Source organism: Streptomyces virginiae, from assembly GCF_041432505.1.
Classification (GTDB): domain Bacteria; phylum Actinomycetota; class Actinomycetes; order Streptomycetales; family Streptomycetaceae; genus Streptomyces; species Streptomyces virginiae_A.
This window is the reverse complement of record NZ_CP107871.1, coordinates 3,231,330-3,253,773: the sequence shown is the minus strand read 5'-3', so window position 1 is coordinate 3,253,773 and position 22,444 is coordinate 3,231,330. Positions and strand designations below refer to the sequence as shown.

The following is a 22,444-nucleotide window of genomic DNA, read 5'->3' as shown; positions in this document are numbered from 1 at the left end:
GGAGAGGTCATGACCGTGTTCATGAGGAAGACAGCCGCGTCAGGGGAGGCGAAGGTCGCTGGGGAGCGGTCGCTGCTCCTCGGAATCGGTATCAGCTCGGTCGGGATCGGTATGTACATCCCCTTCTCGCTGGTCTTCTTCCACCACGTCACCGGCCTCTCCCTCACCGTCGTCGGCCTGGTCATGACGATCACCGGGCTGGCCGGACTGGCGTTCATGCCGCCGGCCGGCACGGCCGTCGACCGGTTCGGCGCCAAGCGGGTCAACCTGGTGCTCTACGGGATACGGGCGCTCGGCTTCGCCCTCTACCCCTTCGCGGGCTCCCTGCCCGCCTTCGCCGCCGTCTCCCTGGTCACCGCGCTCGCCGACCGCTCCTTCGGCGTCGTCCAGCAGTCCCTGATCGGCGAGGTGGCGCAGGGCTCCGCCCGCGACCGGCTCCAGGCGTCCACGCGGGCCCTGCAGAACGCCGGGATGGGCGCGGGCGCCCTGCTCGTCTCCGGAGTGCTGGCCCTGTGGGGCACCGGCGGATTCACGTACACCGCCTGGGGCAACTCGCTCGCCTTCGCCCTCGCCGGACTGCTCGTCGGCCGGGTCCGGGCGGTCCGGGTGGGCCGCCCGACGGCCGGCGCGGTCGGTCCGGCCGGTGCCGCGGCAGCCGGATCCGTCGGATACCGCACCGTCCTGCGCGACCGCCCCTTCCTCGGGCTCACCGCCGCCAACTTCCTCACCGCGCTGGGCTACTCCGCCCTCTCCGTCCTCTTCCCGCTCTCCCTCTCGACCTGGTCGGCGGCCCCCGACTCCCTCACCGGAGCCGCCTTCACCGTCAACACCGCGCTGTGCGCCGGGATCGGCGTCCTGATCGCGGGCCGCGTCCGCCGCTCCGGCGCCCGCCGCACCCGCTCCGCCGCCCTCGGCGCCCTGCTCTTCGCCGCCGCCTTCGTCGGGCAGATCGTGCTGGGCACGCTGCGGCCCGGGCGGACCGCCACCCTCGTCGCCCTGCTGGCCATCGTCGTCGTCTACACCCTCGGCGAGCTCGTCCACAGCCCCTCCGGCGGCGCCCTGTCGGTCTCCGCCGCCCCCGACGCCGTCCGCGGCCGCTACCTGGCCACCTACCAGCTGTCCTACTCGCTGGCCGGCGCGCTCGCCCCCTCCCTCTTCACCGCCCTGCTCGCCGTCGACGGCCGCCTGCCCTGGGCCCTCCTGGCCGTCGCCGCCCTCGGCGCCGCCCTGGCGCTGCTCCGGCTGGAGCGGCACCTGCCGGCCGAGGCCGTCCACGCCGAGCCCCCGGTGGTCCGGGACACCACCGGCCGGCCGGTCCCCGTGACCGCCGCCGCCTGAGTCCTGCCCCCGGTCCTCCCTTCCGCTTCCCTCGTCCGATCCAGGAGCCACCCGCCATGAAGCGTGCAGCCACCGTCGCCCTGACCGCACTCGCCCCCATCTCCTGGGGTTCCACCTACGCCGTCGCCACCGAGCTGCTGCCCCCCGACCGGCCGCTGTTCACCGGGGTCATGCGGGCCCTGCCCGCCGGACTCCTGCTGACCGCCCTGGCCCGCACCCTGCCCAAGGGGCAGTGGTGGTGGAAGTCCGCCGTCCTCGGCATCCTCAACATCGGCGCCTTCTTCCCGCTGCTGTTCCTCTCCGCCTACCGGCTCCCCGGCGGGGTCGCGGCCGTACTGGGCGCCGCCGGACCCCTGTTCGTCGTAGGACTGGCCGCGCTCGTCCTCGGGGAGCGGGCGAGCCTGCGCACCGTACTGGCCGCCGTCGTCGGAGCGTTCGGCGTGAGCATGGTGGTCCTGACCGCCGAGGCCCGCCTCGACGCGGTCGGCGTGATCGCCGGTGTGATCTCCTCCGCCTCCATGGGCGCCGGCACCGTGATGACCAAGCGCTGGGGCCGCCCCGAGGGCGTGGGCCCGCTGGCGATGACCGGCTGGCAGCTCACCGCGGGCGGACTGTTCATCATCCCCGTCGCCGCCCTCGTCGAGGGCGCCCCGCCCGCGCTCGACGGCAAGGCCTTCCTCGGCTACGGCTACATGATGCTGATCAACACCGGGATCGCGTACTGGCTCTGGTTCCGCGGCATCGGCGCCCTCAGCGCCACCTCCGTCACCCTGCTCGGCCCGCTCTCCCCGCTCACCGCCGCCGTCATCGGCTGGGCCGCCCTCGGACAGGCGCTGTCGCCCGTGCAGCTCGTCGGAATGGCGATCGCCTTCGGGGCCACCGTCGCCGGCCAGCTGGCGGCCGCCCGTACCGCCCGATCGTTCAGTTCCACTGAAAAGAACGATCAGAACATTTCGATGGACCTGACGGATGGGGCGGTGCGACGGTAGTCCCCACACACCACCGAACCACCCAGAGGAGCAGACCCACAGTGGCCGTCATGGACCGCGTCCGTACCGTCTCGCACGCCGAGCCCGGCAGCACCGCGAAGAAAGGTGCCGCCGGGCTCGGCGTGCTCCTCGCCCTGCTCGCGACGGTCGTCTGGTCCGGCAGCTTCGTCGCCACCCGGGGCATGGCCGAGACCGTCCCACCCGTCCAGGCGGTCTTCTGGCGCTGGATCATCGCCCTGCTCGCCGTCGCCCCCTTCGCCGCCCGCCAGGCCTGGCGGCAACGGGCCCTGATCCGCCGGCACCTCGGCTTCATCGCCCTCGCCTCGCTGTTCGGCGTCACCCTCTACAACACGCTCGTGCACCAGGCCGGACTGACCACCTCCGCCTCCAACATGGGCATGATCATGGCCGCCTCGCCCGTCATCATGGCGCTCTACGCCCGCCTCGGCGGCGAACGGCTCGGCCTACGGCGGACCTTCGGCATCCTGCTCGCCGCCCTCGGGGTGCTGCTGCTCGTCGGGGACGGCTCGATCGGCTTCGACTTCGGCGCCGGAGACCTGTGGATGTTCGCCGCCGCCCTCTCCTTCGCCACGTACAGCGCCCTGCTGCGACGCAAGCCCGCCGAACTCGGCGGAATGGCCTTCCTGATCACCACCTTCGTGCTCGGCGCGCTGATGCTGGCACCTGCCTACGCCGTCTCCGTCGCCGTCCAGGGCGGCTTCGAGGTCACCACCGGCACGGTCGGCCCGCTGCTGTACGTCGGGGTGTTCTCCTCGGCCGTCGCCTTCCTCGCCTGGAACAAGGCCGTCTCGATGATCGGCGCCGCCCGCGCGGGAGTCGTCTACTACCTCCAGCCGGTCTGCGTGGCCGGGCTCGGCTTCCTGCTCCTGGGCGAGCGGACCGGACCGGCGCAACTGCTCTGCATGGCGCTCATCCTCGGCGGAGTCGGGCTGGGGAGTGCCCGGCGGTAGGTTCGGGCCCATGACCGAGTGGGACATCAAGAAGCTGCGGATCCTGCGGACCCTCGCCGAGCAGGGGACCGTGACCCGAGCGGCCGAGACCCTCCACATGACGCCCTCGGCCGTTTCGCAGCAACTGACGAACCTGGCCCGGCAACTCGGCGTGGTACTGCTGGAGGCCGAGGGCCGCCGGGTACGGCTCACGGACGCGGCCCACCTCGTCCTGCGACACACGGAGGCGGTGTTCGCGCAGCTGGAGCGGGCCGACGCGGAACTGGCCGGATACCTCGCCGGCGACACGGGCGAGGTACGGGTGGGCGCCTTCTCCACCGCCGTACCGGCGCTCGTGGTCCCGGCGGTGGCCGCGCTGCGGCGCACCCACCCCGGAGTGGAGGTCCGCGTCCGGGAGACGGAGGCGGCCGAGGCCTACGAACTGCTGTCGGCCGGGGGCGTGGACCTGGCGCTGTCCCTCACCGCCCACGCGCCGACCGCGCGCGATCCCCGGTTCACCCGGGTGGCGCTCCTGGAGGACCCGCTGGACGTGGCCCTCCCGCCGGACCACCCCCTGGCGACCGCGCCGGACCTGCGGCTGGCGGACCTCTCAGGCGACCCGTGGATCTACGGGGGCAGCGGCCCCTGGTCGGAGATCGCCCGGTCCGCCTGCGAGGCGGCGGGCTTCGTCCCGGAACAGGCGCACTCGGCGTCCGGCTGGACGGCGATCCTGGCCATGGTCGAAGCGGGGATGGGGGTGGCCCTGGTCCCCAGGATGGTGTCGAGCCGCGCCTCGGGCGTGGCCGTCCGGGTGCTGTCACGGGACCGCCCGACGCGGCACGTGCTCGCCGCGGTCCGCCGAGGCGCCGAATCCGCGCCCGCGCTGTCCCACGTCCTGACCGCCCTCCGCGAAGCGGCTTCGGCCCGGACGTAGGGGGCCCGCGCCCTCAAACGCCGGGCGGGCTGAAATTCAGCCCCGCCGGCGTTTGAGGCGCGGGGTCCGGGGCGGAGCCCCGGCTACGGCGCGAGCCGTCAGGCCGAAGCGGCAGCCGCGTCCGCGGCCTGGGCCTTCAGCGCACGCTCGACGCCCGCGCGGGACTCCGAGATCAGCCGGCGCAGGGCCGCGTTCGGCTCGGCCGAGGCCAGCCACGCGTCCGTCGCGTCCAGCGTCTCCTGCGAGACCTGCAGCGCCGGGTAGAGACCCACCGCGATCTGCTGGGCGATCTCGTGGCTACGGCTCTCCCAGACCTCCTTGATCGCCGAGAAGAACTTCTCGGTGTACGGGGCCAGCAGCTCGCGCTGGTCGGTCTGGACGAAGCCGCCGATCACCGCCTCCTGGACCGCGTTCGGCAGGTCGCCGGACTCCACCACCGAGGCCCACGCCGCGGCCTTGGCCTCCGCCGTCGGGCGCGCCGCCCGGGCGGTCGCCGCGTGACGCTCGCCGGCCGCCGTGGCGTCCCGCTCCAGCTCCGCCGCGATGGCCGGCTCCCCGGCGACACCCGTCGCGACGAGCCGCTCCAGGAAGGTCCACCGCAGCTCGGTGTCGACGGCCAGGCCCTCGATCTCGGCCGCGCCGTCCAGCAGCGCCGACAGGTAGGTCAGCTGACCCTCGGTGCGGGCGGTGGCCGCGAACGCCCGCGCCCACGCCAACTGGTGGTCGCCCGCCGGCTCGGCGCCGCGCAGGTGCTCCAAGGTGGCCTCGGTCCAGGCCGCCAGGCCCTCCTCCCGCCACGCCGGGGCGGCGTACAGGTCGATGGCCAGCTTCACCTGGCGGTGCAGCGACTGCACGACGCCGATGTCGGACTCCTTGCCGATGCCCGAGAGGACCAGCGAGAGGTAGTCGCGGGAGGCGAGCTCGCCGTCACGCGTCATGTCCCACGCCGAGGCCCAGCACAGGGCGCGCGGCAGGGACTCGGTGAAGTCGCCGATGTGCGCGGTGACGGTGGCCAGGGACTCCTCGTCCAGGCGGACCTTCGCGTAGGACAGGTCGTCGTCGTTCAGCAGGAAGACCGCCGGACGGGGGCGACCGACCAGCTCCGGCACCGTGGTGAGGGCGCCGTCGATGTCCAGCTCGATCCGGTCGGTGCGCACGAGGGCGCCGTCCTGGAGCTCGTACAGGCCGACCGCGATGCGGTGCGGGCGCAGGGTGGACTCGCCCTGGGCGCCGGCGGGCAGCGCGGGCGCCTCCTGGCGGATGCCGAAGGCGGTGATCACACCGTTCTCGTCGGTGGTGACCTCCGGGCGCAGGATGTTGATGCCGGCCGTCTCCAGCCACGCCTTCGACCAGGCGGTCAGGTCGCGGCCCGAGGTCTCCTCCAGCGCGCCCAGCAGGTCGGACAGGCGCGTGTTCCCGAACGCGTGCGCCTTGAAGTACGCCTGCACGCCCTTGAAGAAGGCGTCCATGCCGACGTAGGCGACGAGCTGCTTGAGCACCGAGGCGCCCTTGGCGTACGTGATGCCGTCGAAGTTGACCAGGACGTCGTCGAGGTCACGGATGTCGGCCATGATCGGGTGCGTGGAGGGCAGCTGGTCCTGCCGGTACGCCCAGGTCTTCATGGAGTTGGCGAAGGTGGTCCACGCGTGCGGCCACTTCGAACCCTCGGCGTAGGCCTGGCAGGCGATCGAGGTGTACGTCGCGAACGACTCGTTCAGCCACAGGTCGTTCCACCACTCCATGGTGACCAGGTCGCCGAACCACATGTGCGCCAGCTCGTGGAGGATCGTCTCCGCGCGCACCTCGTACGCCGCGTCCGTCACCTTGGAGCGGAAGACGTACTGGTCGCGGATGGTGACCGCGCCCGCGTTCTCCATGGCGCCCGCGTTGAACTCCGGGACGAAGAGCTGGTCGTACTTGGCGAAGGGGTAGTCGTAGGCGAACTTCTCCTGGAACCAGTCGAAGCCCTGCCGGGTGACGTCGAAGATCGCGTCCGCGTCGAGGAACTCGGCGAGCGAGGGGCGGCAGTAGATGCCGAGCGGGACGGACCGGCCGTCCGGGCCCTCGTAGGAGCTGTGCACCGAGTGGTACGGACCGACGATCAGCGCGGTGATGTACGAGGAGACGCGCGGGGTCGGCTCGAAGCGCCAGACGTTGTCCTTGACGTCCGCGGCCTCCGGGGTCGGAGAGTTCGAGATGACCGTCCAGCCCTCGGGGGCCGTCACGGTGAACTGGAACGTGGCCTTCAGGTCGGGCTGCTCGAAGCTGGCGAAGACCCGCCGCGCGTCCGGTACCTCGAACTGGGTGTAGAGATAAGCCTGCTGGTCGACCGGGTCGACGAAGCGGTGGAGGCCCTCACCGGTGTTCGTGTAGGCGCAGTCCGCGACGACCCGGAGCTCGTTGGCCCCGGCCGCCAGGTCGTGCAGCGCGATCCGGGAGTCCTGGAAGACGGCCGCGACGTCCAGCGACGTGCCGTTGAGGACGACCTCGCGCACGGCCGGAGCGACCAGGTCGATGAAGGTCTCACCCCCGGCCTCGGTCGACTGGAAGCGCACGGTGGTCACGGACGGGTAGGTGCCACCCTCCTGCGCGCCGCTGAGATCGAGTTCGATCTCGTAGGAGTCGACGGTCAGCAGCTTGGCCCGCTGCTGAGCCTCTTCACGGGTGAGATTCGTGCCAGGCACGCGTTCATCTCCTTCGATGGTGACGTTGCCCGGCCATCCTGCCATCCGGACACCGTCACCGCCTCGGAGTAATCCACGGGCGAAAAAACGCGCACGGGGCGCCGCCGTGACGGCGGCGCCCCGTGCGCGGTCGGGCGGGATCAGCCCCGCAGCTCCTCGGCCACGAGCTCGGCGATCTGCACCGCGTTCAGGGCCGCGCCCTTGCGGAGGTTGTCGCTGGAGAGGAACAGCGCGAGGCCGTTGTCCACCGTCTCGTCGGCGCGGATGCGGCCCACGTACGAGGCGTCCTTGCCCGCCGCCTGCAGGGGGGTCGGGATCTCCGAGAGCTCGACGCCGGGGGCGTCCTTCAGCAGCTCGTAGGCGCGCTCGACGCTGATCGGGTTCGCGAAGCGGGCGTTGACCTGCAGCGAGTGGCCGGAGAAGACCGGGACGCGCACGCAGGTGCCGGAGACCTTGAGCCCGGGGATCTCCAGGATCTTGCGGGACTCGTTGCGGAGCTTCTGCTCCTCGTCGGTCTCGAAGGACCCGTCGTCGACCAGGTTGCCCGCGAGGGGGACCACGTTGTAGGCGATCGGGCGCTTGTAGACGGCCGGCTCGGGGAAGTCCACCGCGTCGCCGTCGAAGGTCAGCTGGTCGGCGGTCTCGGAGACCGCGCAGGCCTGGCCCTTGAGCTCGGCGACACCGGCCAGGCCCGATCCGGAGACGGCCTGGTAGGTGGTGGCGACCAGCGCGGTCAGGCCGGCCTCGTCGTGCAGCGGGCGCAGCACCGGCATCGCGGCCATGGTGGTGCAGTTCGGGTTCGCGATGATGCCCTTGGGGCGGTTCTTGACCGCGTGCGGGTTGACCTCGGAGACCACGAGGGGGACCTCCGGGTGGCTGCGCCAGGCGGAGGAGTTGTCGATCACGACGGCGCCCTGGGAGGCGACCTTCTCGGCCAGGACCCGGGAGGTGGCGCCGCCCGCGGAGAAGAGCACGATGTCCAGGCCCGTGTAGTCGGCCGTGGAGGCGTCCTCGATGGTGATCTCCTGGCCCTCCCATTCGAGGGTGGAGCCCGCGGAACGGGCCGAGGCGAACAGCCGCAGCTCGTCCACCGGGAACTTCCGCTCGGCGAGGATGCCGCGCATGACTCCGCCGACCTGTCCGGTGGCTCCGACGATTCCGACCCTCACGGTGACTCCTTTTGGTACGTACGACGCGGGCGCGCGTGAAGCCATCATGCGTTCGACCCCACGAGCCTTGTCCAATCCATTGTCCGAGGTACGGACGGTGTCCTGAATGTGAACCCCTGTGGCGAGTTCGTGGCGGGCGTGTTGCTGGGCCCCTGAACACCCGTTTTGCCTGGTCGGAGCCGGTTAGCGTCCGGTCTGTCGTGTCCGTTTTCCGGACATGGCCGACCGCAGAACGAACCACCGATTCGGGGAGATCCACCGTGCGCGCCATCCGCCACCGCCGCCGGTCCATACCGGCGCTCGCCGCCCTCGCGGCCGCCGCCGTCGCCGCACCCGTCCTGCTGACCGCCACGCCGGCGGCCGCCCACCCGCGCGAGGGCAGGCTGGCCAAGGAGCTGGTGGAGGAGGTCACCGCCAAGGGCGCCTACCGCCACCTGAAGAAGTTCCAGCAGATCGCCGACGCCAACGGCGGCAACCGCGCCGCCGGTACGCCGGGCCACGCGGCCTCCGCCGCGTACGTGTACGACACGCTGAAGAAGGCCGGCTACCAGGTCTCCTACCAGGACTTCGACATCTACGAGGCGCACACGAAGACGGAGAAGGCCACCGTCCTCGGGGCGGACTCCCGCGAGCTGACCACCGCCGCCTTCACCTTCACCCGGTCCACCCCGGCCGGCGGCCTGGCCGCGCCGATCGCCCCGGCCCGGGTCGACGAGACCCCCGGCTGCACGGCCGACGACTACCCGGCCGGTGCCTTCGCCGGGAAGATCGCCCTGGTCAAGCGGGGCGCCTGCACCTTCGTGGAGAAGCAGCGGGCCGCCGCCGAGGCCGGCGCGGTCGGCGTGATCGTCTACAACCACAGCGGCACCACCCCGGTGCGCGGCGGCTTCGGCTCGCCCGCCGAGGGGATCATCCCGAGCGCCGGCATCACGTTGGCCGACGGCGAGGCGCTGACCGCGGCCGCCGCGAAGGGCGAGGTGAGCGTACGCCTGGAACTGGACCAGGAGCACGTGAGGAAGACCACCCGCAATGTGATCGCCGAGACCCGCGGCGGCCGCTCCGACCGGGTGGTGACGTTGGGCGCCCACCTGGACTCGGTACCGGAGGGCCCGGGCATCAACGACAACGGCTCGGGTTCGGCCGGCCTGCTGGAGGTGGCCCTGAAGCTCGCGGACGAGGGCGCGAACAAGAAGGGCAAGGGGCCCGCCAACAAGGTGCGCTTCGGCTGGTGGTCGGCGGAGGAGCTGGGCCTGCTGGGCTCGGAGTACTACGTCGCGAAGCTGTCCGAGAAGCAGAAGAAGGACATCGCGCTCTACCTGAACTTCGACATGATCGCCTCGCCGAACCCGGTGCAGTTCGTGTACGACGGGGACGACTCGGACCGGACGGGCGCGGGCGCGGGGCCGGCGGGCTCGGCCGAGATCGAGGCGCTGATCAACGGCTTCCTCGACAAGAAGCGCAAGCCGCACGAGGGCAGTGACTTCGACGGCCGCTCCGACTACGGCCCGTTCATCGCGAACGGCATCCCGGCGGGCGGCACCTTCACCGGCGCCGAGGGCATCAAGACCGCCGAGCAGGCGAAGCGTTACGGCGGCACGGCCGGAGCCCCGTACGACCCGAACTACCACGGGGCGGGCGACAACCTGAAGAACCTGGACCTGGGGGTCTTCGACACCAACCTGGACGTGATCGCGCACGCGGTCGGCACCTACGCCGAGTCGCTGCGCTCGCTCGGCAAGCCGTAGCGGCCGAAGGACGACCCGGGGGAACGGCCCGAGGGGGCGGTGCTCGTCAGAGCGCCGCCCCCTCGGGTCCTGCGTACTTCAGGGTCCTACGGGAGGACCTTCTCGATCTGCACGCTGCCGGTGCCGGCGGCGGTGCCGCGGGCGTTGAGCAGCTGGACCTGGCCGAAGAACTGCCGACCCTCGGGGGCCGGGCTGGTGACCAGGACGTTCGCCGAGACCTGCGCGGTGGCGCCGGTGGCGAGGTTCACCGCGGCGGCCTCGTCGACCTGGACGGAGCCCAGGGCGGCCGAGAAGAACACGTCGCGGTAGTCGTACGTGGTGGAGCCGGACGGGATCGCGTAGCCGATCACCTTGACGGTGTAGGTGCCCGCGGCCGGGTTCACCAGGCTCACGGCCTCCTCGGAGTCGCCGTCGGCGGCCGAGCCGACCTTGATGCCGTCCTTGTAGACCTCGAGGTCGAGGTCGGCGGCGGTGTCGGACACCTTGCCGATCGCGACGTCGAGGCGCGAGGTGCCCGCGGGGACCGCGATCTCGGTGGAGTGGGTCTCACCGGGCGTGATGGTCGGCTTGGCGACCTTCGCGGAACCGAGCGGGCCGCCGACGAGCTTGCCGCCGGAGATGGCCGCGCCGGCGTTCTTGACGCTCCACTGGACCGGGGCGGGGGTGCCCTGCTTCACCTCGGGCAGGACCTTGACCGCGGGGTCGAAGGCCGCGCCGAGCACGGAGACGTCCAGCTTGAACGGGTTGTCGAGCACCGGCGACGTACGACGGGCCTCGACCTCGATCTCCCAGACACCCGGCGTCGGCTCGGGGTACGAGCGCACGTCGGGGCGGCAGGTGTTGGCCGGGTTGTCGTAGTTCGGGTAGCAGTTGGTCGTGGCCGTCGGGTCGACCGGCACGCCGTACGGGTGGATCGCGATGAAGCGCGTCTGGGCTCCCGCCGCGAGACCGCCGAGCGCGACCTCCAGGCTCTTGGCGCCCGGAGGCACCGTCACGAAGTACGACTTGTGCGAGTTGCGCTGCACGGTGGAGGACTGCGACAGGGAGAACGCCGGCGCGGCCAGGGGGGCGGAAGCCACGACGGTCGTCAGGATCTGCTTGTCGATGCCCTCGGTGGTCTCGTCGTCCAGCTGCAGGATGCCGCTGTGGACACCGGCCGTCTTGGCGTTGGCCTCGACCTTGATGGTGACGGGCTTGTTCAGCGGCAGGGTGACGTAGTCGTAGCCGCCGATGACCTTGAAGGTGCCGTCGTTGTTGCGCCAGCTCAGGTCGTGCCGGGTGCCGTACTTGACGCCCGTGGTGCGGGTGACGACGACGTTGTAGACCTTCTTCTGGCCGACCTTGAGGCCGCCCTCCCGGTCGTACAGGCCGGTGCCGAAGCCCGGGGTCTTCAGGAACTGGTCGATCGCGGTGTCGACCGGCGCCTTGACGGTGAACTCGTTGGCCTTCGCGTCACGCTGGATGGACTCCCACGCACCGGGGATGTCGATCAGACCCGAACCCTGCGCGTGCGCGGGGACGTTGTCGATCTTCTTGGCGGCCGTGGTGAGCGCGACCCGCAGGGAGGACGGCGTCAGCTTGATGTTGTGCTGCTTGGCGGCCGAGATCAGCAGCGCGCTCGCGCCCGCCGCCTGCGGCGAGGCCATCGAGGTGCCCTGGAGCATGCCGTAACCGGCCGGCAGGGTGTAGCCGGCCTCCTTCACCGGGGCGCCGGGCAGCCAGGTCTGGATGGTGTTGATGGCCGCGCCGGGGGCGCTGATGGTCGGCGTGAAGCCGCCGTCCTCACGCGGACCGCGCGAGGAGAAGGGGAACATGTTGTACTTCGCGCTCACACCGGAGCCGTAGTTGGCGGCCCAGGTCTCCTTGGAGACCGACGCGCCCACGGAGATGACCTTGTCCGCGAGGGCGGGGTCGCCGATGGTGTTGACGCCCGGGCCCGAGTTGCCGGCCGAGATGACCAGCTGGACGCCGTAGGTGTCGATGAGGTTCTTGTACAGCTCGGAGCGCGCGTTGTTGCCGTCGTTCAGCGCCGGCAGGCCGCCGATCGACATGTTGACGATGTCCACGCCGCGGTTGACGACGAGGTCGATCATGCCCTCGGTCAGCGCGATGTTGGTGCAGCCGCCGGACCAGGAGCAGGCGCGCGAGGAGACGAGCTTGGCGCCGGGCGCCTCGCCGTTCATCTTGCCGCCGAAGAGGCTGTTGGCGGCGGTGATGCCGGCGACGTGCGTGCCGTGCTCGGACTCGATGATGCCGACGTTGACGAAGTCGGCCTTCTTGCCGACCCAGTCACCGCCCAGCGGGTCCATCGGGACGTCCTTGCGGATCTCGATCACGAACGGGATGCGCTCGGCGACGTCGGTCGCCGGGTTGTCCGTGCCGAAGTAGCCGATCTGGTAGCCGTCCTTGTACGGCTTCATCGGCTCGTTGTTCGTGAAGTCGCCGTCCTGGTCGGTGTCGACGCGGACCGTGCCGGCGGCGGCGTCGTAGAGCAGGCCGAACCGGTCGGTGGTGTCACCGTCGCGGTTGACGTCGCCCGCCATGTCACCGGTGGCGGTGATCGACTCGGTGAAGCGGCTCCACTGGAAGCTGCCCTCCGGGGCCTTCCAGCTCTGGCCGCCCGCGGTGAAGCTGCCGCCGCTGGAGGTGACCGGGGTGATCTGCGGGCGCCAGGTGGCGTCGTTGTCGGTGATCGGGTCGGTGGCCGTCACCCAGTCGACGATCTTGCGCTCGCCGGTGGTGGTCTTCTGCAGGGCCGGGTGACCGAGGTCGATGCCCGAGTCCATGATGCCGATGGTCACGCCGCGGCCGTCGGCCTGCGGGTTGTCCTTCACGAAGTCGACCGCGCCGGTCTCGAAGGACGGGTTGTACGGGTTCTTCGCGGGGGTGTTCTTGTCCGGCGCCGCGTAGGTCTCGGCGGCGGTCTTCTTCACCGTGCCGGTCTCGCGGTCCGCGTCGGGACGGGGGTCCGGCAGCTGGATCTCGTGCCGCAGGTCGATGCCGTGCACCGAGTCCAGCTTGGTGGCCGCCTTCAGCGCGGCCTCGGCCTTGCCGGTGGGCAGGGTGGCGCGCACGTAACCGAGCTTGTCGTACGTCTGGCCGACCGAGGCGCCCTGGACCGAAGCGAGCTGGTCCGCCACCTGCTTGGTCTGACCGGGGGCGGTCGCGACCATGACGGTGACGTTGGCGTCGCCCTTGGCCTTGGCCTGCTGAAGCAGCTCGGCGTCGGCCGAACCGAGCTTCTGGTCGGCGGACTTGACCGCGGGCGAGGTGCCCGGGGTGTCCGCGGCGGTCGCCGCGAAGACGGGCCCGGCGCCGGTGGCCGCGAGAGCGGCGACCAGACCGGCCGCGGCCGCGACGCGCGCGACGCGTCTGGCCCCGGATATGGAGCTGGGGGATTCGAGGGTCATCAGCATCCCTGGTAAGTGAAAGATACGGTCCGGATTTCGGTGCCGGATGACCGGTCAGCTTGGCCTAAGCGACAGCTCTTTGGGGAGAGTTGTCATTGACCGAGACCTGCCATGGCGGACTCTCGCCGGCGCTGAGAATGCGCCGGCGCGACCTAACCGGGGCACAGCGGTGCGAACCGCAGGGGTTGCTCGATCGATTTATCGACTTGACGGCCATACGTCGGCACCGGGACGCGATCGCGTCCCGGTGCGGGTGTGACAGATTTTGCGCGCTCAGCGCTCGCGCGTGCGCGCGTAATGACGTGAGGCTTTCGCCCGGTTTCCGCAGACGGACATCGAGCACCAGCGCCGGGTGCCGTTGCGCGAGGTGTCGTGGAAGTGCAGGACGCAGGTCTCGGAGGCGCACCTGCGGATCCGCTCGGGCGCGGTGCCCAGCAGTTCCAGGTAGTTCCGGGCCGCCGTCCAGGCCGGACCCCAGGTGGGGTCGTCGAACTCGGCGCGCTCGCCCGGCCCTTCGGCGGTCAGGGTGGCGCGGATGCGGCCGTGCTCCAGTACGGCGTCGACCAGCGCGCGAGCGCTCTCGTCGGCCGGGTCCGCCACCGCGCGGGCCAGTGCCTCGCGCGCGGTCATCAGGTGGACGAGGGTCGAGGCGTCGGCCCGGAACCGGCCGGCCAGCCCGGCGGACTCCAGCCAGACCGCGAGCCCTTCGACGCGGCTCAGCCCGAAGGCCCCCGCGAAGAGGTCGACGAGCTCCCCCTCCCGCATCCAGCGGGTGTTCAGCAGATCGAGGGCGATCGGCTCCCCGATCAGGGGCCGTGCGTCCACCGTCGCCATGTCCGTCTCCTCGCTCGCTAACCCCTCAAGAATACGTGAACGGTTGACGCCGCCCGCACTAACCTTTAAATTGAATATAGAAGGTTAGATCTCATGGGATGATCTCCGGGGAGGACCCGTCATGACCACCGCCATCAGCAAGCTCCGCACCGGGCACGTCGGCCTGAACGTCACCGACCTGGAGCGCTCGCTCGCCTTCTACCGGGACGCCCTCGACTTCCAGGTGCTCGGCGAAGGCAAGGAAGAGGGCCGCCGCTTCGCCTTCCTCGGCCGGGACGGCGAGCTCGTCCTCACCCTCTGGCAGCAGGCCGACGGTGCCTACGCGCCGGCCGCGGCCGGACTGCACCACCTGGCGTTCTCGGCCGACGCGGTCGAGGAGGTGCGCGCGTACGAGGAGCGGCTGCGCGGCCTGGGCGTCGCGTTCGCCTACGAGGGCGTCGTCGCGCACCGCGAGGGCGCGGCCTCCGGCGGGATCTTCTTCCACGACCCCGACGGCATCCGCCTGGAGATCTCCGTGCCGACCGGCGCCGAGGATGCGCCCGCCCCCACCACAGGGGCGCCGACCTGCGGGTTCTTCTAATGGCCGGCGTCTACCACTGGGGGTCGCTGGCGGTGCAGGAGCGGGTCGGCGTGCGCGGGCCGGCCGAGCACGTCGGCCGCTCGATCGGTACGGGCATCCGCGACGTCGCCGCGGCCTTCCTGGAACTGCAGCCGCACCTGGTCGTCGGGGCCGCCGACGGCCTCGGCCGGATGTGGGCCTCGCTGCTCACCGGCCCGCCCGGCTTCGTACGGGCCACCGGCCCGCACCGGATCTCCGTCGTGGGAGCGGTGCCGGCCGGGGACCCGCTCGCCGAGGCGTCGGCCACCGACGGGACCCGGATCGGGACCATCGCGCTCGACCCGCGCACCCGGCGCCGGATGAGGCTGAACGGAACCCTCGCCGCGACGCCGCGGGGCTTCGCCGTCGAGGCCGAGCGGGTCTTCGCCAACTGCCCCAAGTACCTGCAGCGGCGTCAGCCGCTGGAGCTGGTCGAGGAGGGGGTCGGCGTGATGAGTCGCGGGGAGGCGCTGACCCCTGGCCAGGTGCGTGCCGTCCGGCGTGCCGACACCTTCTTCATCGCCACCACGGCGGAGGCGGACGGGGTCGACGCCAGTCACCGGGGCGGGCTGCCGGGCTTCGTGGAGGTGCTCTCGCCGGTCGAACTGGCCTGGCCGGACTACGCGGGCAATGCCATGTTCCTGACGCTGGGGAACCTGACGGTCGATCCACGGGCCGGGCTGCTCTTCCCGGACTGGGAGAGCGGGGCGGTCCTCCAGCTCACCGGCCGGGCCCGGACGGAGTTCGGGGCCGACGGGAGCCGCCGCACCCGCTTCCGGGTGGAGTCGGTGGTGGAGAGCGTGCACCCGGGGCGGCTGCTCTGGAGCACCCCGGAGTACTCGCCTCACCTGGGCAGTACGACCAGGTAGGCGGCGGGTTCCCGGTCGTCGGCGGCCGTCAGGGCGGTCCGGATCACCGCTGCCTGCTGCTCGGGCCAGTCCCGGAGCTTGCGCGGGGTGACGTGGATGACGGTCACCCCGAGCCGCTCCAACGTCTCGCGCTTGCGCACGGACTCGGACCACTGCTCGTCCTCGCCCTGACGCGGGGCACGGGTGTCGATCTCCACCGCGACGGAGTGTTCGGGCCAGTACGCGTCCACGCCACCGAGGTGCGGGCCGCCGGGCAGGCGCAGGTCGACGTTCCAGACCGGGTCGGGGAGCTCGTAGCCGCGCACGACGTGGTACAGCCGGTCCTCCGCGATGGCCCGCCCCTCCGCGAGCAGCGACTCGACGGCGTCGACCACGTGCGGCCGGTTCAGCAGCCGTGCCACGGTCAGCTCCCGGACGACGGCGGCCGGTTCGCAGTGGCCGCCGCGAACGGCCTCGCTCAGCAGACGGCGCACGGTGCCGGCGTCGGACAGCTGGGTGACGGCGTCGGCGACGGCCCGGGCGACGGGAGCCACCGGCAGCCCGGTCACCTCCTGCGACCGCGGCGGGGTGTGCGTCCGTACGATCCGCACGTCCCCGGCGGAGCGCAGGCGCCGGGTACCGGGCACGAGGACGTCGATGTGCGCGAGGGCGAGCAGCGGGGGCGCGGAGCTGAACCGGTACAGGGCCAGCGCCGCCAACCCGGTGATCATGGCCTCGCCACCGCCGCGCCGCTCCGCGTACAGCAGCGCCGCGTGCAGCCGCTCCTCGCTGGTCGCGGGGCCGGGGTGGAGCAGGAACACCCCGGGCAGGATCTGCTGCCAGGGCCGCTCGGCCGCGTCGGAGGCGGTCACGCCGTGCTCGCGCAGCTGTGCGAGGGTCAGCACGCGGGGGCGGCTACCGGTGAGGTGGGCGAGGGGGAGGGGTGCGTTGTGGTTCATGACGCGGTGATTCCCTCAGGCCATGGCCTTGCTAACCCCTGTTACACGCTCGTCGACAAATCCGGACAAGCCGGGGCTAAAGTGCGGGCGTTCGACTGCCGATGAGGTGCGCCCGTGTGGGCTACCGGCCCGGCGCCGTTTCCCGGGGCTCCGCCCCGGACCCCGCGCCTCAAACGCCGGCGAGGCTGAATCCTTCAGCCCGTCCGGCGTTTGAGGACCGGGGGTTCGGGGGCGGAGCCCCCGCAGCGGCGCCGCAGGTCAGTTGCCCGCCGCCGCGTCGCACCGCTGGGCGGCAAGGGCTCGGGCCAGGTCGTCGCGGGACTCCAGCACCAGGCGGCGCAGGGCCGGAGCCGCGTCCGCGTGGGCCGACAGCCAGGCGTCCGTCGCCGAGACGGTGGACTGCGGGTCCTGGAGCGACGGGTACAGCCCCTTCACCACGTCCATCGCGATCTGGATCGACCGGTCCGCCCACACCCGTTCGATCACCTCGAAGTAGGGCCCGGCGAACCCCGCGAGCAGGCCCCGCTGCGAGGACTGCTGCATGCCCGCGATCGTCGCCTCCACCAGCGCGTTCGACAGCGCGTCCGACTCGACCACCGCCGCCCACGCCTGGTCCTTCACCGCCTGCGAGGGCCGTGCCGCCAGGCACCGCACCTGGTGCCGCTTGCCCGAGGCCGTGTCGTCGCGCGCCAGTTCGGCGGCCAGCACACCCTCGTCCACCGCACCGTGCGCGGCCAGCGGCAGCAGGAAGTCCCAGCGCAGCTCCTGGTCCACCTCCAGCCCGTCGATCCGGGCCGAGCCCTCCAGCAGCCCCAGCAGCAGCTGGAAGTCGCCCTCCGTCGCCGCGCTCGCCGCGAAGAAGCGGGCCCACGTCAGCTGGTGCTCCGACCCCGGCGCCGCGATCCGCAGCTCGTGCAGCGCGCCCGCCGCCAGTTCCCGACCGCCCTGCTCGCGCCGGGCGGGCGCCGCGTAGTGGGTGACCGAGGCCAGGGCCTGCGTGTGCAGCATCTGCAGGACGCCGACGTCGCTCTCGCGGCCCGCGTGCGCGAGGACCAGCGAGATGAAGTCGCGCGCCGGCATCAGGCCGTCGCGCGTCAGGTTCCACAGCGCCGACCAGCACAGGGCCCGCGCGAGCGGGTCCGTCAGGTCCCCGAGGTGCGCCCGCAGGGTCTCCAACGAGCCCTCGTCGAAGCGGATCTTGCAGTAGGTGAGGTCCTCGTCGTTGACCAGGACCAGGTCGGGGCGCTCGGTGCCCGCCAGTTCCGTGACGACCGTCCGCGCGCCCGACACGTCCGCGTCGGCCCGCGCGTAGCGGACCAGGGTCCCGTCGGACTCCAGCCGGTACAGGCCCACCGCGACCCGGTGCGGACGCAGCTCGTCGCCCTCCTGCACGACGGCCAGTTCCGTCAGGCGGCCGCCCGCGTCGTAGGTGAGCACCGGGGTCAGCGCGTTCACACCGGCGGTCTGCAGCCAGGCCCGCGACCACTCGGCCATGTCGCGCCCCGAGACCTCCGCGAGCACCGACAGCAAGTCGTCGAGCGTCGTGTTCCCGTAGGCGTTGGCCTTGAAGTAGCGCCGGGCGCCCTCCAGGAAGGCCTCCCGTCCCACATAGGCGACGAGCTGCTTGAGCACCGAGGCGCCCTTGGCGTAGGTGATGCCGTCGAAGTTCAGCTTGGCGTCCTCCAGGTCACGGATGTCGGCCGTGATCGGGTGGGTGGACGGCAGCTGGTCGGCCCGGTAGGCCCATGACTTGCGGCGGTTGGCGAAGGTGATCCACGCCTGGTCGAAGCGGGTGGCCTCGACCAGCCCGAAGGAGCCCATGAAGTCGGCGAAGGACTCCTTCAGCCACAGGTCGTCCCACCACTTCATGGTGACCAGGTCGCCGAACCACATGTGCGCCATCTCGTGCAGGATGACGTTCGCGCGCGCCTCGTACGAGGCCTGGGTGACCTTGCCGCGGAAGATGTACTCCTCGCGGAAGGTCACCATCCCCGGATTCTCCATCGCGCCCAGGTTGTACTCCGGCACGAAGGCCTGGTCGTACTTCCCGAAGGGGTACGGGTAGTCGAAGATCTCGTGGAACAGGTCGAAGCCCTGCTTGGTGATGAGGAAGATGTCATCGGCGTCGAAGTGCTTCGCCAGACCCTTGCGGCACATCGCGCCCAGCGGGATGGTCAGGTCCCCGCGCGTGTAGGAGTCCGTCACGTAGTGGTAGGGGCCCGCGACCACGCACGTGATGTACGTCGAGATCGGCGCGGTCTCCGCGAACCGCCAGACACCCGCGTCGCGGGACTCCTCCGCGCCGTTGCTCCACACCTGCCAGCCGTCGGGAGCCGTCACCTCGAAGCGGTACGGGGCCTTCAGGTCAGGCTGTTCGAAGTTCGCGTACACCCGCCGCGCGTCGGCCGGCTCGTACTGGGTGTAGAGGTAGACCTCGCCGTCCTCCGGGTCCACGAAGCGGTGCAGGCCCTCGCCGGTCCGGCTGTACGCGCAGTTGGCGTCGACCACGAGGACGTTCTCGGCGGCGAGGCCGTCGAGGGAGATCCGGGAGCCGTCGAAGACGGCGGCCACGTCCAGCGCGCGCCCGTTCAGGGTCACGGCGTTCACCGAGGGCGCGATCAGGTCCGCGAAGGTGGAGGCGCCGGTGCCCGCCGCCCGGAAGCGGATCGTCGTCACCGAGCGGAAGGTCCGCGGACCCTCGGCCGGTTCGGCATCGTCCACCGCGGACCGGATGTCGAGGACCACCTCGTACCCGTCGACGGACAGCAGCTCGGCCCGCTCGCGGGCCTCGTCGCGGGACAGATTCTCTCCGGGCACATGCACTCCTTCGTGCGTGATCGCGTTCTTGTGTCGAATCCTCGCACGAGGGAATGCGCGTCACCCGGTACTGGTTGGTGACGGGGAACGTGAGCCCAGTGATGCCCTTTCGCGACGCATGCCCAGACTGAGGAGAGACATGACCGACACCCAGGTGCGCGAGAAGACCCCGGTCGACTTCTGGTTCGACCCGCTCTGCCCTTGGGCCTGGATGACGTCCCGCTGGATGGTCGAGGTCGAGAAGGTTCGCGACGTCGAGGTCCGCTGGCACGTGATGAGCCTCGCGGTGCTCAACGAGAACAAGCTCGACGAGCTGCCCGAGGTCTACCGCGAGCTGCTCGGCCCCAAGGGCTGGGCCCCGGTGCGCGTGGTGATCGCGGCGCAGCAGAAGCACGGTGAGGAAGTCACCGGCAAGCTCTACACCGCGCTCGGCACCCGCATACACAACGACGAGAAGGGCCCGACCCGCGAGGTGATCGCCGAGGCGCTGGCCGAGGTCGGCCTGCCGGCCGAGCTGCTCGCCTACGCCGACTCGGACGAGTACGACGAGGTGCTGCGGGCCTCGCACAACGACGGGATCGACCGGGTCGGCCAGGAGGTCGGCACCCCGGTGATCTCCGTTCCGGGTGCCGAGGGCGATGTGGCCTTCTTCGGTCCGGTCGTCACCCCGACCCCGCGCGGCGACGCGGCCGCCCGGCTCTGGGACGGCACCCTGCTCGTCGCCTCGACCCCGGGCTTCTACGAGATCAAGCGCACCCGTACCAAGGGCCCGTCCTTCGAGTAGGCGGACCCGCCGGCCCGGCCGGCGCACCATACAGAAGACCCCCGTGAGTCACGTCCTCACGGGGGTCTTCCGTTCGACACGCCCGCCGGTGAAGGTTGAGAAGACGATCACGAGGCGGACGGGCTTGTGGTGGCGCGATCAGCCCTTGGCGGGGATCAGCAGCGGGGTGTTCGCCTTGGCGTCGGCATAGCGCTTGGAGACGTCCTGCCAGTTGACGACGTTCCACATGGCCTCGATGAAGTCCACCTTCTGGTTCTTGTACTGAAGGTAGAAGGCGTGCTCCCAGGCGTCGAAGACCAGGATCGGGGTGCTCGCCACGCCCACGTTGCCCTGGTGGTCGTAGACCTGCTCGACGACGAGACGGCCGCTGACGGGCTCGTACGCGAGCACGCCCCAGCCGGAGCCCTGCGTCGCGGAGGAGGCGAAGGTCAGCTGCTTCTTGAACTTCGCGAAGGAGCCGAAGGACTCGGTGATCGCGTCGGCCAGGTCGCCCAGGCCGTCGGCCGCGGTGGGCTCGCCGCCGCCCTCGCCGGTCTTCGGGCTGGCCATGTTGTGCCAGTAGATGCTGTGCAGGATGTGGCCGGAGAGGTGGAACGCGAGGTTCTTCTCCAGGCCGTTGAGGGCGCCCCAGTTCTCCTTGTCGCGCGCCTCCGCCAGCTGCTCCAGCGTGTTGTTGGCGCCCGTGACGTAGGCCGCGTGGTGCTTGTCGTGGTGCAGCTCGATGATCTGCGGGTTGATCACCGGCTCCAGTGCCGCGTAGTCGTACGGAAGCTCAGGAAGCGTGTAGATGGCCATGCGTGTTATCCGGTCCCCTCGGCGTGCCAACTGCTTATTGCAATCAATGCGCAACTGCACGCTAGCAGTATCTATTCCAGGCCACATGTAAGGGTTACCTCTGAACGACGAAGGCGGGCCCCGTGTCTTCGCACGGAGCCCGCCCTCGTCTTCCGACGATCCGTCAGGCCCGGCCGGCCGCCCGGCGCTGCATCACGTAACCGGTCACCGCGAGGGCGACGGTCAGCCCGCCGGTGAAGATCACCTGGACGCGCGTGTCCTCACCCAGGGCCATCAGCACCAGGACCCCGGCCACCCCGGCCAGCGCCACCCAGGTCAGATACGGGAAGCCCCACATCTTCACGACCAGCTTCTCGGGGGCCTCGCGCTCCAGCCGGCGGCGCAGCACGAACTGCGAGACGGCGATGAAGCCCCAGACGACCAGGATGACCCCGCCCACCATGTTCAGCAGCCAGGCGAACAGGGTGTCCGGGTACCAGTAGGACAGCAGCACGGTGACGAAGCCGAAGCCGCAGGAGGCGAGGACCGCCCGACGCGGCACCCCGCCGCTGACCTTGCCCAGCGCCTTCGGACCCTGGCCGCGGGAGACGAGGGAGTAGGCCATGCGCGAGGAGCCGTAGATGTTGGCGTTCATCGCGGACATCAGGGCGATCAGGATGACCACGTTCATGATCTCGCCGGCGGCCGGGATGCCCAGGCGGTCCAGGGTCGCGGCGTACGGGCCGTCCGCCGTGACGGCCGGGTCGTTCCACGGCAGGAGGGTGACGATGACCAGCATGGAGCCCACGTAGACGATCGCGATCCGCCACATGGTGGTCCGCACGGCCTTGGCCACGCCCTGCACCGGGTTCTCGGACTCGGCGGCCGCGATGGTCACCGTCTCCAGTCCGCCGTACGCGACGACGGAGGCGAGCAGTCCGACGAGCAGTCCGTCCACGCCGTGGGGCAGGAGGCCGCCGTCGTGCAGCAGGTTGGCGGCGCCGGGGGAGTCCGTGCCGGGCAGCAGGCCGAGCACGGCGAGGACGCCCAGGCCCAGGAAGAGCGCGATCGCGCCGATCTTGAGGGCGGCGAACCAGAACTCGAACTCGCCGAAGTTCGAGACGGCGGCGAGGTTGGAGCCGCAGAACAGCGCCATGAAGACCAGCACCCACATCCAGGAGGGGGTGCCCGGGAACCAGCCGGTCATGATGTGCGCCGCGCCGATGCCCTCGATGGCCACGCCCACGCAGAGCAGGGTCCAGAACATCCAGCCGGCGGCGAATCCGGCCCAGGGGCCGATCGCGCGCTCCGCGTGCACGGAGAAGGAGCCCGAGGCCGGGTCGGCGGCGGACATCTCGCCGAGCATCCGCATCACGAACATCACGAGCAGCCCGGACGCCGCGTACGCGAGCACGATCGAGGGGCCCGCGGCCGCGATGCCCGCGCCGGAGCCGACGAAGAGTCCGGCGCCGATGACACCGCCGAGGGCGATCATCGAGAGGTGGCGCTGCTTGAGTCCGTTGCCGAGGGGTGATCCGGCGTCGGTTCGCGGTGCTTCGGGAGGTGTCAGGGTGCTCTGACTCATGAGGGGTGTGCCTGTCCGGTTGTGCG

General features: G+C 71.2%; 16 protein-coding genes. 8 read left to right on the top strand and 8 right to left on the bottom strand.

Going from position 1 to position 22,444, the window contains the following annotated elements; genetic code table 11:
- Positions 1-9 precede the first annotated feature (9 nt).
- The 4 genes from OG624_RS15240 to OG624_RS15225 are packed head-to-tail and all read left to right on the top strand — an operon-like array spanning position 10 to position 4,211.
- Positions 10-1,338, top strand: coding sequence for an MFS transporter (locus tag OG624_RS15240; RefSeq protein WP_371639501.1), 1,329 nt, complete (start codon positions 10-12; stop codon positions 1,336-1,338).
- A 56-nt stretch (positions 1,339-1,394) separates the two neighbouring features.
- Positions 1,395-2,327: an EamA family transporter gene (locus OG624_RS15235; protein ID WP_371587773.1), complete on the top strand. Its 933-nt coding sequence runs from the start codon at positions 1,395-1,397 to the stop codon at positions 2,325-2,327.
- A gap of 50 nt (positions 2,328-2,377) precedes the next feature.
- The gene (locus OG624_RS15230; protein WP_371587772.1) at positions 2,378-3,298 is read left to right on the top strand and encodes a DMT family transporter; all 921 of its coding nucleotides are present in this window, start codon (positions 2,378-2,380) and stop codon (positions 3,296-3,298) included.
- A gap of 10 nt (positions 3,299-3,308) precedes the next feature.
- The gene (locus tag OG624_RS15225; RefSeq protein ID WP_161288866.1) at positions 3,309-4,211 is read left to right on the top strand and encodes a LysR family transcriptional regulator; all 903 of its coding nucleotides are present in this window, start codon (positions 3,309-3,311) and stop codon (positions 4,209-4,211) included.
- 98 nt (positions 4,212-4,309) lie between these two features.
- Here the strand turns inward: OG624_RS15225 and pepN (OG624_RS15220) are convergent, their stop codons facing one another.
- Positions 4,310-6,895 carry an aminopeptidase N gene (pepN, locus tag OG624_RS15220; protein WP_371587771.1) on the bottom strand — a complete coding sequence of 862 codons (2,586 nt, stop codon included), beginning with the start codon at positions 6,893-6,895 and terminating at the stop codon, positions 4,310-4,312.
- Positions 6,896-7,035: 140 nt separating this feature from the next.
- A complete protein-coding gene (locus OG624_RS15215) occupies positions 7,036-8,064 on the bottom strand; it encodes an aspartate-semialdehyde dehydrogenase (RefSeq protein ID WP_033223973.1) in 1,029 nt (342 codons plus the stop codon).
- A gap of 260 nt (positions 8,065-8,324) precedes the next feature.
- Between OG624_RS15215 and OG624_RS15210 the strand changes: the two genes are divergently transcribed.
- A complete protein-coding gene (locus tag OG624_RS15210) occupies positions 8,325-9,809 on the top strand; it encodes a M28 family metallopeptidase (protein WP_371587770.1) in 1,485 nt (494 codons plus the stop codon).
- 86 nt (positions 9,810-9,895) lie between these two features.
- Here OG624_RS15210 and OG624_RS15205 read toward each other — a convergent pair whose 3' ends face one another.
- Positions 9,896-13,219, bottom strand: a complete 3,324-nt coding sequence (locus tag OG624_RS15205) for a S8 family serine peptidase (protein WP_033224032.1) — start codon at positions 13,217-13,219, stop codon at positions 9,896-9,898.
- Positions 13,220-13,492: 273 nt separating this feature from the next.
- Positions 13,493-14,053, bottom strand: coding sequence for a CGNR zinc finger domain-containing protein (locus OG624_RS15200; RefSeq protein ID WP_161288858.1), 561 nt, complete (start codon positions 14,051-14,053; stop codon positions 13,493-13,495).
- 121 nt (positions 14,054-14,174) lie between these two features.
- Between OG624_RS15200 and OG624_RS15195 the strand changes: the two genes are divergently transcribed.
- Together OG624_RS15195 and OG624_RS15190 are read left to right on the top strand one after the other, a co-directional pair.
- The gene (locus tag OG624_RS15195; protein ID WP_033223975.1) at positions 14,175-14,633 is read left to right on the top strand and encodes a VOC family protein; all 459 of its coding nucleotides are present in this window, start codon (positions 14,175-14,177) and stop codon (positions 14,631-14,633) included.
- Positions 14,633-15,520, top strand: coding sequence for a pyridoxamine 5'-phosphate oxidase family protein (locus tag OG624_RS15190; RefSeq protein WP_033223976.1), 888 nt, complete (start codon positions 14,633-14,635; stop codon positions 15,518-15,520). The genes OG624_RS15195 and OG624_RS15190 overlap by 1 nt, the downstream gene beginning before the upstream one ends.
- On the opposite strand, the gene OG624_RS15185 is transcribed toward OG624_RS15190, so the two are convergent.
- Together OG624_RS15185 and pepN (OG624_RS15180) are read right to left on the bottom strand one after the other, a co-directional pair.
- Positions 15,496-16,458 carry a hypothetical protein gene (locus OG624_RS15185; RefSeq protein WP_266356870.1) on the bottom strand — a complete coding sequence of 321 codons (963 nt, stop codon included), beginning with the start codon at positions 16,456-16,458 and terminating at the stop codon, positions 15,496-15,498. The genes OG624_RS15190 and OG624_RS15185 overlap by 25 nt on opposite strands.
- 258 nt (positions 16,459-16,716) lie before the next feature.
- Positions 16,717-19,275, bottom strand: a complete 2,559-nt coding sequence (gene pepN, locus OG624_RS15180) for an aminopeptidase N (RefSeq protein WP_033223978.1) — start codon at positions 19,273-19,275, stop codon at positions 16,717-16,719.
- Positions 19,276-19,414: 139 nt separating this feature from the next.
- Here pepN (OG624_RS15180) and OG624_RS15175 point away from each other — a divergent pair, with 139 nt between their 5' ends.
- Positions 19,415-20,059 (top strand): mycothiol-dependent nitroreductase Rv2466c family protein, encoded by a 645-nt coding sequence (locus OG624_RS15175; protein ID WP_030715850.1) that lies wholly within the window; start codon positions 19,415-19,417, stop codon positions 20,057-20,059.
- A 138-nt stretch (positions 20,060-20,197) separates the two neighbouring features.
- Here OG624_RS15175 and OG624_RS15170 read toward each other — a convergent pair whose 3' ends face one another.
- Positions 20,198-20,854 (bottom strand): superoxide dismutase, encoded by a 657-nt coding sequence (locus OG624_RS15170; protein ID WP_030016698.1) that lies wholly within the window; start codon positions 20,852-20,854, stop codon positions 20,198-20,200.
- 163 nt (positions 20,855-21,017) lie between these two features.
- Positions 21,018-22,418 carry an amino acid permease gene (locus tag OG624_RS15165; RefSeq protein ID WP_326748086.1) on the bottom strand — a complete coding sequence of 467 codons (1,401 nt, stop codon included), beginning with the start codon at positions 22,416-22,418 and terminating at the stop codon, positions 21,018-21,020.
- Positions 22,419-22,444: the final 26 nt, after the last annotated feature.

Bases quoted from the DNA above. Each gene is read 5' to 3' on its own strand.
- OG624_RS15240 (WP_371639501.1), top strand. From the start codon at position 10: ATGACCGTGTTCATGAGGAAGACAGCCGCGTCAGGGGAGGCGAAGGTC.
- OG624_RS15235 (WP_371587773.1), top strand. From the start codon at position 1,395: ATGAAGCGTGCAGCCACCGTCGCCCTGACCGCACTCGCCCCCATCTCC.
- OG624_RS15230 (WP_371587772.1), top strand. From the start codon at position 2,378: ATGGACCGCGTCCGTACCGTCTCGCACGCCGAGCCCGGCAGCACCGCG.
- OG624_RS15225 (WP_161288866.1), top strand. From the start codon at position 3,309: ATGACCGAGTGGGACATCAAGAAGCTGCGGATCCTGCGGACCCTCGCC.
- OG624_RS15205 (WP_033224032.1), bottom strand. From the start codon at position 13,219: ATGACCCTCGAATCCCCCAGCTCCATATCCGGGGCCAGACGCGTCGCG.
- OG624_RS15200 (WP_161288858.1), bottom strand. From the start codon at position 14,053: ATGGCGACGGTGGACGCACGGCCCCTGATCGGGGAGCCGATCGCCCTC.
- OG624_RS15195 (WP_033223975.1), top strand. From the start codon at position 14,175: ATGACCACCGCCATCAGCAAGCTCCGCACCGGGCACGTCGGCCTGAAC.
- OG624_RS15190 (WP_033223976.1), top strand. From the start codon at position 14,633: ATGGCCGGCGTCTACCACTGGGGGTCGCTGGCGGTGCAGGAGCGGGTC.
- OG624_RS15185 (WP_266356870.1), bottom strand. From the start codon at position 16,458: ATGAACCACAACGCACCCCTCCCCCTCGCCCACCTCACCGGTAGCCGC.
- OG624_RS15175 (WP_030715850.1), top strand. From the start codon at position 19,415: ATGACCGACACCCAGGTGCGCGAGAAGACCCCGGTCGACTTCTGGTTC.
- OG624_RS15170 (WP_030016698.1), bottom strand. From the start codon at position 20,854: ATGGCCATCTACACGCTTCCTGAGCTTCCGTACGACTACGCGGCACTG.
- OG624_RS15165 (WP_326748086.1), bottom strand. From the start codon at position 22,418: ATGAGTCAGAGCACCCTGACACCTCCCGAAGCACCGCGAACCGACGCC.